The organism is Micromonospora sp. ATA51 (genome assembly GCF_016802855.1).
GTDB classification, from domain to species: Bacteria; Actinomycetota; Actinomycetes; order Mycobacteriales; family Micromonosporaceae; genus Micromonospora; species Micromonospora sicca.
On the sequence record NZ_JAEVHJ010000272.1, the window covers coordinates 1 to 9,510 of the forward strand.

Annotated in this window: 8 protein-coding genes and 1 pseudogene; 1 reads left to right on the top strand and 8 read right to left on the bottom strand. The window is 67.6% G+C overall.

Annotated elements, in window-relative coordinates:
• The first annotated feature begins 345 nt into the window (after positions 1–345).
• Positions 346–1,231, top strand: a pseudogene (locus JNW87_RS29415) (IS982 family transposase).
• Positions 1,232–1,338: 107 nt separating this feature from the next.
• Here JNW87_RS29415 and JNW87_RS29420 read toward each other — a convergent pair.
• From JNW87_RS29420 to JNW87_RS29455, 8 genes are all read right to left on the bottom strand, one after another.
• Positions 1,339–1,632 carry a hypothetical protein gene (locus JNW87_RS29420; protein WP_238454779.1) on the bottom strand — a complete coding sequence of 98 codons (294 nt, stop codon included), beginning with the start codon at positions 1,630–1,632 and terminating at the stop codon, positions 1,339–1,341.
• On the bottom strand, positions 1,629–3,044 hold the full coding sequence (locus JNW87_RS29425; RefSeq protein ID WP_238454780.1) for an IS1634 family transposase: 1,416 nt from the start codon (positions 3,042–3,044) through the stop codon (positions 1,629–1,631). Before JNW87_RS29425 ends, JNW87_RS29420 begins: the two co-directional genes overlap by 4 nt.
• Before the next feature lie 322 nt (positions 3,045–3,366).
• Complete coding sequence (cas3, locus tag JNW87_RS29430) at positions 3,367–5,634, bottom strand: CRISPR-associated helicase Cas3' (protein ID WP_238454781.1); 2,268 nt, start codon at positions 5,632–5,634, stop codon at positions 3,367–3,369.
• A 199-nt stretch (positions 5,635–5,833) separates the two neighbouring features.
• Positions 5,834–6,289 (bottom strand): NUDIX hydrolase, encoded by a 456-nt coding sequence (locus JNW87_RS29435; protein ID WP_238454782.1) that lies wholly within the window; start codon positions 6,287–6,289, stop codon positions 5,834–5,836.
• Positions 6,286–7,407, bottom strand: a complete 1,122-nt coding sequence (locus JNW87_RS29440; RefSeq protein WP_238454783.1) for a DegT/DnrJ/EryC1/StrS aminotransferase family protein — start codon at positions 7,405–7,407, stop codon at positions 6,286–6,288. The genes JNW87_RS29435 and JNW87_RS29440 overlap by 4 nt, the downstream gene beginning before the upstream one ends.
• Entirely contained in the window at positions 7,397–8,425 is a 1,029-nt protein-coding gene (locus JNW87_RS29445) for a zinc-binding alcohol dehydrogenase (RefSeq protein ID WP_238454784.1), read from the bottom strand. Before JNW87_RS29445 ends, JNW87_RS29440 begins: the two co-directional genes overlap by 11 nt.
• Positions 8,426–8,481: 56 nt before the next feature.
• On the bottom strand, positions 8,482–9,087 hold the full coding sequence (locus JNW87_RS29450) for a deoxynucleoside kinase (RefSeq protein WP_238454785.1): 606 nt from the start codon (positions 9,085–9,087) through the stop codon (positions 8,482–8,484).
• Positions 9,087–9,510: SAM-dependent methyltransferase (locus tag JNW87_RS29455; protein WP_238454786.1), on the bottom strand; the 424-nt coding region annotated here is incomplete at its 5' end. The genes JNW87_RS29455 and JNW87_RS29450, both read right to left, overlap by 1 nt.

Genomic DNA, 9,510 nt, shown 5'->3' on the forward strand with positions numbered 1-9,510 from the left:
GCCTCCTTCGTCGTGGTACGTCGTGACAACCCCAGGGAAACCCCTGACCAGGGTGACTGTCACGAGGAGCGGAGGCCCCGCTCCTTCATCGCATCAAGTAGAAGGCCGACGGGACCAGAGGCAGTCGGGCAAGCCGGGCCCGTAGGTCACTCAGCCGCGACCTCGAGGCAGAAGGGCTACTCTCCTGCCTATCCGCTGGCAGTCATCACCTGGGTTCCACAGATGTCTTGATCGACTAGATGATTGATGCCTTGAAGATCGGCGCGTGTGTCGCTGCCGGGTAGACGTGGTGAGGGTGTCCAAGATCGGCGTTGCTTACCCGACGTCGAGCTACTGGAGCTGTTCGTGGACGCTGATCTGGACACCCTCGTGGCCGCACTCTACGTGGAGATCGACGATCTCCTCGAACGACCCTCCGGACGCGGGCGACGCCCGCTACTCACCCCGGCCGAGCTGGTCTGCCTGGCCGTGATGCAGGTGCTGCTGCGGTTCCCCTCCGAACGGCACTGGCTGCGCTACGCCCGCAAGCACCCTACGCGGCATGTTCCCCTACCTGCCGGATCAGGACGGCTACAACAAGCGCATGCGTAAGGCCGGGCCGCTGCTCGCGCGGGTGATGCGACACCTGGCCACCCGCACCCCGTCCTGGTACGACCAACTACGGCTGATCGACTCCACCCCGCTGCCCTGCGGGGCGTCGAGGGAGACCGTCAAGCGCTCTGACCTGGCCGGCGACGCCGGCTACGGCTACTGCGCCTCCCACTCCCGCTTCTTCTGGGGATTCCGGCTCTATCTGGTCTGCACCCCCGAGGGGATGCCCGTCATCTGCGGATTGGCCCACCCCAAACTCGGGGAACGCGAGGTCATGACCGCCCTCCTCGAAGCCGACCACCACCTCGTCACGACCGGGCAGGTCCTACTCGGTGACAAAGGCTTCGCCGGCAAGGACTTCGAACGGTTCATCACCGAGCAGCTCGGCGCCCACTTCGTCCGCCCCGACCGCAAGCGCGAGCCCACCCGGTTCGGCAAGCTCGCCCGCGTCCGACAGCGGGTCGAAGCGGTGTTCGACACCCTGAAAGGCCAGCTCGACCTGGAAGCCCACGGCGGACTGACCCTGGCCGGGGTGTTCACCCGCGTCGCACAACGCCTCTTGGCCCTGACGACCGTCATCTGGCACAACTGGACCATCGACGCACCCGTGAAGCGATCACTCATCGCCTATGACCACTGAATCTTCAAGGCATCAAGCATCTAGTCCACGAATCTGCTGCTTGAGCTGCGGGAACACGGCTTCGGCCGCCTAGCGGGCGTGTCACTAGGCAGCGGGGTTCGTGCTGGTCAGAGACTTGTGGTGAGTTCGATGATCGTCTTGGGTGGGTTGAGCTTGAGCGCGGTGAACAGGTCGCGTTGGGGCTTGGTGAGCTCGGTGGTCTGCTGGAACGTGCCGGCGGGGCCGGTGAAGGTGATCGCGTGCAGTCGGTCGAGTTCGGCGCGGATCTTGGGCCAGGTGCGGCCGGTGGTGGTCTCGGCGACGCGGACCAGCAGTAGCGCGAGCCTGCAGAGCAGGACGTGGGCGCGGATGCGCTCCTCGAGACGGTGGTAGACCGGGCGTAGGTCCAGGACCGATTTCATGTCGCGCCAGCCGCGTTCGACTTCGAGGAGTTGCTTGTAGCCCAGGGCGATGCCTCGGGGGTCAGTTTCGGGTCGGAGCAGCGCAGCAGGTACTTGCCGTCGAGGCGGGCTTCGGCCTTGATCGCTGCCTGGTCGAGGCGTAGTAGTCCGCCGGGCGTGACGCGCAGGAACCGGTTGAGGCCGGGTGAGGTGGAGATCTGCCCGCGCAGTTCGGCGCGCTTGGTCGCCGGCAGGGCGTCCGATCCAGTGATCTTGTCGGTCAGGCGGGCGAGCAGGTGTTCGCGAACGTGGGCGTCCCGCTCGGCCTCGTCGGGGTTGAAGCAGATGACGAACCGGTCGCCCGTGTCGTCGAGCTTGACCTCCTTGACCTGCAGATTGGCGGCGATCTGGGCGTAGCGGCCCTGCCGGGACAGCGCCGCGGTCGCCTCGGCCGAGCCGGAGGGCAGTTTCTCGCCGATGATGTAGTGCCCGCCGGCGCGTTGCAGGTAGCGGCGGTTCTCCGCTGAGCTGAAGCCGCGGTCGGCGACCCAGATGACCCGGGCCAGGCTCCAGTCGCGCATGTCGTCCTTGACCTGGCGGATCAGCGCCGAGTCGCTGTAGTTACCGGGCCACGACCACACCCGCAACGGGATCCCGGTGCGGGTGACGGCCATCCCGACGACGACCTGCGGCAGGTCGTCGCGGTGGTCCATACTCTTGCCGTGGGTGCGAAACCCGCTGTCACGCACCGGATCACTGGGTTCGGTGCCCCGCCGCACCCGGCCGTGCCCGTCGCGGGCGACCGGGGTGTCGGCCTCACCGGTCTCGAAGTAGGTGCTGCTCGTGTCGAAGAACAGCAGGTCCACCTCAAGGTTGAGCAGATCGGCGACCTGGTGATACACCTGCCGGGCCACCAACGCCTCCACACCCAGCAGCGCGTCCATCGCCCGGTAGCAGGCCTCGTCGACAACGGCGTCCAGGCCGTCGATGTGCACGTCGTGGGCGATCCAGTCGGTCGCGGCGAGCTTGCTCGAGGGCTTGAGCACCCGGTTCGCCGTCAACGCGAACAAGATCCGCTCCACCCGGGTGGCGTCGGCCCGCTTACCGGCCAGGGCGTCACGGATCGCGGCGTCGATACCCAGCGCGCGCCACAGGCCGTCGAGCGCGTACGCGCCGCCCATCGGCCGTGAGTCGGTCAACGTCATGTCCGTCGGCGTGGTCAACGCCGCCGCAGCGGTCGGATCCAGCAGCCTGCTCAACGCCGTGACCAGGCGCTGCACCGCCGGGCGGTCGGGTTCGTCTTCACGGCCGAAGGAGTACAGCACCTTCGTGCGCGACATCCCGGCCGCTGGGTCCCACTCGTTGTGGGCCAGTTGCAGGTAGCGCACGACCTGACCGGTCTTGTTCTTCCGCGACGACACCCGGACATACACGTGGCTAGAGGTTACGGACTCCGCCACTGTTCAGCAGGGCTACCTTCCGGGAATCGTGTCACTAGGCGATTCCAGCTCTTGACTATCCGACAACGCCGTGACCTGCGCGTTCACATGATCCCCGTGCCTAGACCGCCCCACATCTGTGGAACCCAGGCATCATGGGTCTCACCGCGTCGGGATTTGGTCTGTGCCGCCGAAACCCGCGCCCACCGGCGCGCTCGCCAGTCTGATCACGGCTTGAGGACTGCTCAGGATTATGAATTGAGCGGGGCGCGCCACGTGATCGCACTCAGGCTCGCTTGGTGCCTCGGACCCGCCATCAGAAGACGAACTGCTCCAGATTCGGGTCGAGATTGATGCCGGTGGCGTCGTCGTACTCGCCGAGCCACTCGGCCAGCGCACCCCGCCGCACCTCGTTGCCGAGGATCGGCCGCAACAACGCCATCACGCCAGGCCGGCGCACGGCACTGGGGTGAAGGTTCGTCGTGTACGCCTGCAACCGCCGCAGCTTCGCCAGGTCTGGAACCGGCGCATGGCGCACTTCCTCGACAAGGTGCTCCAATTCGCGCCGCAGTGCAGGTGTCTCGGCACCCTGTGGCGTCACCACGCTGATTCCGTCGTCGTTGATCATCCGGAACGCGAGTGTCCGATCGCGCAGCCTGCTGCTCGCATCCAGCGGCCCCTCAGCGACGGTCTGGAACTCCCACCGCCGCCGGGCCTGCTGGATGCGCTGCCCGACGTGCTGGCCGTCGGCAAGATTGAGCAGGTCGTACACGTTGCGGTAATAGCGCCCGAGCGCCGCCAGGTCGTCGGGGTCGTCCTTGTCCGGTCCGAACTGACGCCCGGTGCAGCCAACCAATGTCTTGTAGGTGGGCGGCTGCCCGCCGTCCTCAGGTGCGAACACGACCACACGGCCACCCTCTGGCATCCGCCCCTCGCGGTTGGCTCGCCCGGCCGCCTGAAGCAACGAGTCGGCCGGCGCCATCGCACGGAACACCACCGGGAAGTCGACGTCCACCCCGGCCTCGATCAGTTGGGTGGCCACCAGCAGAACGCGCTCACCCCGATCAAGGCGTGTACGTACCTTCCCCAGCACGCGCCGCCGGTGATCGGGGCACATCCGGGTGGACAAATGCCAGGCCCCACCGTCGGGCCCGGCATCACGCCACCGCTCGAACACCGCCTTCGCGTCCGCTGTCGTGTTGACCACGACCAGCGCGGCACGCTCCAACGCAGCTTGGTCGGCGATATCGGCCAGCGTTGGCTTCGGGTCCAGCTGCCACTCGTACCGCACTCGGCGCAGATCACTAACCAGCTTGGGGGTGTCGTGGATCAAGTCTGTGCAGGGAACGTCCTTGAACTCGTCCAACGCCCAGAAGCTCGGCTGTGTCGCCGAGGAGAGCAGCACGGTCGCGCCGAAGTGCCGCACGAGCAGCCGGATTCCGTCGAGGATCGGCGCGAGCATCGCGTGCGGCAGCGCCTGCACCTCGTCTAGAACGATCACCGAGTTGGCCAGCCGGTGCACCCGGCGCATCGCTGACGGCCTACGGGCGTACAGCGACTCGAAGAGCCGGACGAAGGTGGTGACGACGAACGGCGCGTCCCAGTTCTCGGCCGCCAGCCGCGCCCACCGGCCGGCTTTTGGGTCATCGAAATCGGCCTGGCTGTGGTGTTCAAGAACAACCGGCTCGCCGCCGTCCTCGTCTAGCAACCGACGGTAGACGGCAGCGTTCTGCTCAGTGATCGTGAGGAAAGGAACCGCCACGACTACCCGACGCAGGCCATGCGTCTCCGCGTGCCGCAGCGCGAACCCGCCGCTCGCGAGGGTCTTCCCGGCCCCGGTCGGTGCACCGAGGCGGAACACTCCACGATCGCGCTCAGCCGCCGCGAGGCAGTCCGCGTACACCTGCTCCCGCAGACTGCTGATCGGTGTACCCCCACGGCCTGCAAGTTCCTCACGCCGACGTTGCTCGAACACCTTGGAAAGATGGCCAAAGTCGGCGTCCGGACGCACCCGCGGACGAGTCAACCCTTGAAAATGTGCGCTGGTGTCCAAGCTGTCGGCGTCGACCAGAGCGCTGTAGCACAGACGCAGCGCCACCTCCCCTACCAGAGGATCTGCACGCCAATCCGCCGGCACCAAATGGTCGAGCCGTTCCGGCAAGTCCGGTAACAACCTCGGCAGCTTCCGCTCAGCAGACGCCATGTTGTCGGGCGCCTCAGCGAGCTTGCGTCGGAACGCCTGCCGCAAGTTGGGCGAGTCGATCAGCCCACCGTGGTGCCCGAAAATCGCACCAGCGAATGCGCCGAGGCCACGTTCATACGCGATCCGGGTGCCGAGTGACTTGTGGTCCACCCCGACTGGACCGCCGGTGGACGCGACGGCAGCAAGTTTGTCCTGCCAGACGCAGGCCGCCTTGCCCACGTCATGCAGCGCACCAAGCCAGTACGCCACCTCGCCCCCACCGAACGAGACGGCAAACCTTCGAGCCAGTTCAGCAGTGCTACGAAGATGATCGGCAAGAGAGTGCCACCGGCTGCCGCCCACGTCAGGGCTATGCGCCCAGAGAAAGTTGCCGTCAGACATGGCCAGTCCTTACGCGTCGTTGAGCTGCCTCGTCGACCCGGCCGAGACCATGATCGCCGCCACGAAGCCGGCCGGTGGGGTCATGGTCCAGCCCTGGAGGCTGCCATGCCTACGGTCTTTTCGGAACTATGCGGGTGCCGCGGAGGACGCAGAGCGGTCTTCCACCGTCCCCCGCGCTGTCCTTGCCTTCCGCAGCCTCTCAGGCCGTTTGGGGGGTCAATTGGGCAGCTTCGGTGATGAGAGCGGGCAGCTCAGCAGGGGTGCGTAGCGCTGCGATGTCGTTGGCGGCTATCCACCTGGCGCCGCCGACTTCTTCGACTTGGGCTGTGAGGTTGCCGCCGGTGGCTCGGCAGACGTAGACGAAGTCGATGTGTCGGTGTGGTCCGACCTTGCGGTCTTCGATGTCCATCTCGATGATGGCGAACGGGCTCGGGATGCTCCGGACGGCGGGGTGCCGGAATGGCTGTGGGCCGAGGATGTCGGCGATGATCCCGGTTTCCTCGTGCACCTCGCGGAGTGCCGCTTCGGCGGGGTCTTCGTTGGGATCGATGTGCCCGCCGGGGTACAGCCACAGGTCGATCTTGTTGTGGTGCACGAGCAGGACATGACCTTCGTCGTTGAAGACGATGGCTGAGCTGGTGAAGTGACGGATCATGCTCGGGTTTCTCCCTGGGCGATCTGGGCCACGCGGTCGGCCATCCACGCTACGGTCGCGTCCGTCATTCCGGGGTGAACTGGTAGCTGGACGCTGGTCGTGGCGAGGTGTTCGGCGTTGGGGCACTGGTTGGCGTAGGGCTGGAAGATGGGTTGGTGGTACAGCGGCCGGTAGCGCCACCGGATGGAGTCCGGTGGGAGTCCGGCGGCTTCGAACGCGGTGGCGACCTGCGGGATGCGGTCCTTGATGGTGAGGACGAGGTTGTAGTAGTTCGGCTTGTCCTGGACCCCGTACGGCAGTTCTCGCAGCAGGCCGCCTGGAGGTAGCGCGGCGACGATACGTTGGGCGTTGCGGCGGCGTCGGTCGAGTTGGCCGTCGAGCAGTTTGAGCCGGCGGAGGCCAATGGCGGCCAGGGGGCCGGCGAGTTTGTAGTTGACGCCGTGGGTGGTGCCGCGCAGGTGGCCGAGGTGGGTGTACCAGTCGATGCGTTCGCCGAGTTCCTCGTCGTTGGTGAGGACGAAGCCGCCCTCGCCGGTGGATAGGAGCTTGCGGTCGTGGGTGGAGAAGCAGCCGACTGCGCCGTGGGTGCCGGCGAACTGGTTGCCGACTCGGGTGCCGTGGGCTTGGCATGCGTCCTCGATTACCGGCACTCCGGCTTGGGCGAGGAGGTCTGCGCTGGCTCGTTCGTCGTTGGGGTAGCCCCAGAGCGGCAGGGTGATGGCGGCGCGGGTGCGTCCGGTGAGTTTGCGTTCGAGGTCGGCGGGGTCGAGGGCGAGGGATTCGGGCAGGGTGTCGACGGGGACGGGTGTGGCTCCGTAGGTGAGCACCGGCATGGCGGTCGGCAGGGGTGCGGTGGCCGGGACGAGGACCTCGGTGCCGGGTCGGACGCCGAGGGCGATGAGCGCGGCGTGCAGCGCGGAGGTTCCCGAGTTGACGGCGATGGCGCGCCGGGCGTTGAAGCGCTTGGCGAGCGCGTGTTCGTAGATGGCGAGGACGGGGGCGCCGCCGGAGAGGCGGCCGTCGTCGAGGGTGGCGCGGATTTCGTCGAGTTCGCCGCAGGGTGGAGGGGTGTACCGGTCGTCGACGGGGTTGAGGACGTCGTGGCTGCTACTTGTCATAGGTCAGCACCACCTTGATGGTCTCCTCGGGGCGCTGGGCGATCAGGTGGTACGCCTTGGCCGCCTCGCTGAAGGGGAAGCGGTGGGTCACCAGGCTGTCGACATGCACCCGCCCACTGACGACCAGGTCTCGGGCTGAGGCGCTGAGCCGGGGCAGGTCCCAGGCCGGGTGGGCGCGTTGCGGGCAGCCGTTGACGGTCATGGAGGAGATTAGGGTGATGCGGTTGCGGTGGTACTCCTCGCCGAGTCGTAGGCCGTTCTGGTCGCCGTGGTAGGAGGCGACAGTTGCGACCCGGCCGCCGACCCGGACGCAGCGGATCGCCTCGTGCAGGCCGCGGTAGGAGCCGGAGGCTTCGATGGCGACGTCCGCGCCCTGCGGGCCGCAGAGCTTGCGGACCTGTGCGGCGATGTCGTCGTCGGTGGCGGCGTGCACGGGTGTGATGCCGAGGGAGTCGGCGGTGTCCAGGCGCAGCGGGTAGCGGTCCACTCCGATCACCTTGGCGGCTCCGGCGAGTCGCGCGAGCTGACCGGCGAGAAGGCCGACGGTGCCGAGCCCCACCACGACGACGGTGTCGCCGAGACGTACCTCGGCGTCGTGCACGCCGCCGAGGGCGACGCGCGCCAGGATGAAGAAGACGGCGCGTTCGGCGTCGACACCGGCCGGCAAACGGCTTGCGAGGGCGGCGTCCGCGGGAACGATGTGCGCGGTGCCGTGCGGGCGGTCGAGGGTGACGAGGTCGCCGATGCTCACTTTGCCGACAGCGGCCTCGCCGACGGCGGTGACCCGCGCGATGGTCTCGTAGCCCGGCGCTACCGGGAAGTCCCGGCCGGCGCCGTCGAGGAAGATGCGTCGCTGCGGGTCCCACGACCGGTGCAGCGCGGCGGCGTCTCCGGCCACCCAGGCCATCTCGGTGCCGTGGCTGATGCCGGAGACGACCGATTCGGCGTAGACGTCGTCGGGGCCAAGTGCGGGCAGGTGCTCGCGGACGATCTCGACCTGACCCGGCCCGGTGATCATGACTCTGCTGCAGGGAGGCGCGTGGGCAGTGCGTAGCTGTGCGACGTCGGTTTCGGTCATGACCTCTCCAGGGCTGGTAGGCGGGCAAGGAGCGCGTCGACGTCTTCGTCGTTGAAGGCGTCGAATTCGCTGGTGTCGAGCCGGATGATTCGGCTGGCGTAGTCAGCGAGCGGTGTGTCGAAGGCTCGGGTGAGGTGTTCGAGGTAGGCGGTGGACAGCGCGGATTCCATGGGTCTGCCGCGTTGCGCGATCCGATGGGCCAGGACCGGCGCCGGTGCGGTCAGGGCGATGAGGAGGTCGGGTCGTGCGGCGGCGTCGCTCCAGGTGGCGCAGGTCTTCTTCACTCGACTGGCGTCGTCGGGCGGCAGGGTGGTGTGGGCGAAGATGACCTGCTGCGCCATGGACCAGTCCGCCACCACGGCTGTGCCATGGGTGAGCAGGTCGTGGATCTCGCGAAGTTGCGCGACGCGCAGCGCCAGGAAGGTCAACTCGACCTGGAGAGCCAGGGCCACGGGGCGGGTCGTCCCCGCGGCGTAGAGCTTCGGGAGAGCGGGGTTTTCGACGAACGGGTCGCGCATCAGACGCGCTCCGAGACGCTCGGCGAGTCGCTGTGCGAGGGTCGTCTTGCCGGCGCCCGTCGGCCCGGCCAGTCCGATGAACATCAGCGCCCGCCCGATGGCCGGGATGCCCTTTGTCCGGCCGGTTCTGGCCTTGGCTGTTCCGTCATGACAGCAGGTCCTTTCATGCCAACCCCGGCGAGGAAGCTGGCGAGAAAAGGGCTCGCCGACGACCCTTCCGCCGGGAGGTGGTCCTCGGGGTCGGGGCGCCAGTGAGATACCGGGACGAGCGCGGCGCCGTCCGGACGTGACGCTGCGCCGGGTTGGGGCGCGACCATGGCGAAGTCACCGAACAGTGCCTGGACCTCGGCGAGGTGGCGGAGTTGAAGGGGGGTGGGGGTGCGCTGGTACAGCCGCTGGACCTCCTCAGTCTGGCTGGTGGCCGTGCCGGAGGTCGCGTGGGAAATGACGAGGGCGCTGCCGGGACTCGCTGCGGCGCGGAAGGGTTCCACGATGGCGTTGACGTCT

Excerpts from the sequence above, each read along its gene's own strand:
- JNW87_RS29450 (WP_238454785.1), bottom strand. The coding sequence starts at position 9,087 with ATGTTCATCGGACTGGCCGGGCCGACGGGCGCCGGCAAGACGACCCTC.
- JNW87_RS29440 (WP_238454783.1), bottom strand. The coding sequence starts at position 7,407 with ATGACAAGTAGCAGCCACGACGTCCTCAACCCCGTCGACGACCGGTAC.
- JNW87_RS29435 (WP_238454782.1), bottom strand. The coding sequence starts at position 6,289 with ATGATCCGTCACTTCACCAGCTCAGCCATCGTCTTCAACGACGAAGGT.
- cas3 (WP_238454781.1), bottom strand. The coding sequence starts at position 5,634 with ATGTCTGACGGCAACTTTCTCTGGGCGCATAGCCCTGACGTGGGCGGC.
- JNW87_RS29445 (WP_238454784.1), bottom strand. The coding sequence starts at position 8,425 with ATGATCACCGGGCCGGGTCAGGTCGAGATCGTCCGCGAGCACCTGCCC.
- JNW87_RS29420 (WP_238454779.1), bottom strand. The coding sequence starts at position 1,632 with ATGAAATCGGTCCTGGACCTACGCCCGGTCTACCACCGTCTCGAGGAG.